Annotated in this window: 1 protein-coding gene; it reads right to left on the bottom strand. The window is 44.6% G+C overall.

Features of this window, described 5'->3' with window-relative positions; all coding sequences use genetic code 11:
• Positions 1 to 45 precede the first annotated feature (45 nt).
• Positions 46 to 720, bottom strand: a 675-nt coding sequence (locus GMD1S_RS08540; RefSeq protein WP_000629219.1) for a pyridoxal-phosphate dependent enzyme, incomplete at its 5' end; no start/stop codon positions are given.

The following is a 720-nucleotide window of genomic DNA, read 5'->3' as shown; positions in this document are numbered from 1 at the left end:
AGTAAACAAAAAGCCCTTTAATAAGGGCTAAGTGCATTTAGGAGGCTACACTTCAAATTCATAGAGTGCTGTAGACAAATAACGTTCGCCGTTATCTGGTGCTAAAGCAAGGACTTTCTTACCTGTACCTAATTTCTTGGCAACCTCAATTGCCCCGTAAATTGCTGCAGCTGAAGAAATCCCAACCAGGAAGCCTTCTTTTCCACCAATTTCACGGCCAAGCGCTAGAGCATCATCTGACGTTACGCGAACGATTCCATCATAGGCTTTTGTATCAAGTGTTTCAGGAATAAATCCAGCTGAGATGCCTTGAATTTTGTGAGGTCCTGGTTTTTCACCAGACAAGATAGCTGACTCGTCTGCCTCAACTGCATAAACTTGAATGTTTGAATTTGCTGCTTTAAGAGCGTGAGAAACACCTGAGATCGTTCCACCGGTGCCAACACCACCTACAAAAGCATCTAGTCCATCAGAACCGAAAGCAGCCAGTATTTCAGCTCCTGTTGTTCTTTCGTGTACTTCTGGATTAGCTGGATTATTAAATTGGAGTGGAAGGAAGCCGTCTCGTTCAGCGGCGATTTCCTGAGCTTTGGCAATAGCCCCTTTCATTCCTTCGCTACCAGGAGTAAGGACGAGTTCAGCACCATAGGCTTGGATAATCTTGCGTCGTTCCACACTCATCGTTTCAGGCATGACGATAACAACTTTATATCCTTTAGC

Source organism: Streptococcus sp. GMD1S (assembly GCF_000296875.1).
Classification (GTDB): domain Bacteria; phylum Bacillota; class Bacilli; order Lactobacillales; family Streptococcaceae; genus Streptococcus.
The sequence above is the reverse complement of the archived record's forward strand: the minus strand, read 5'-3'. Positions and strand labels throughout refer to the sequence as shown.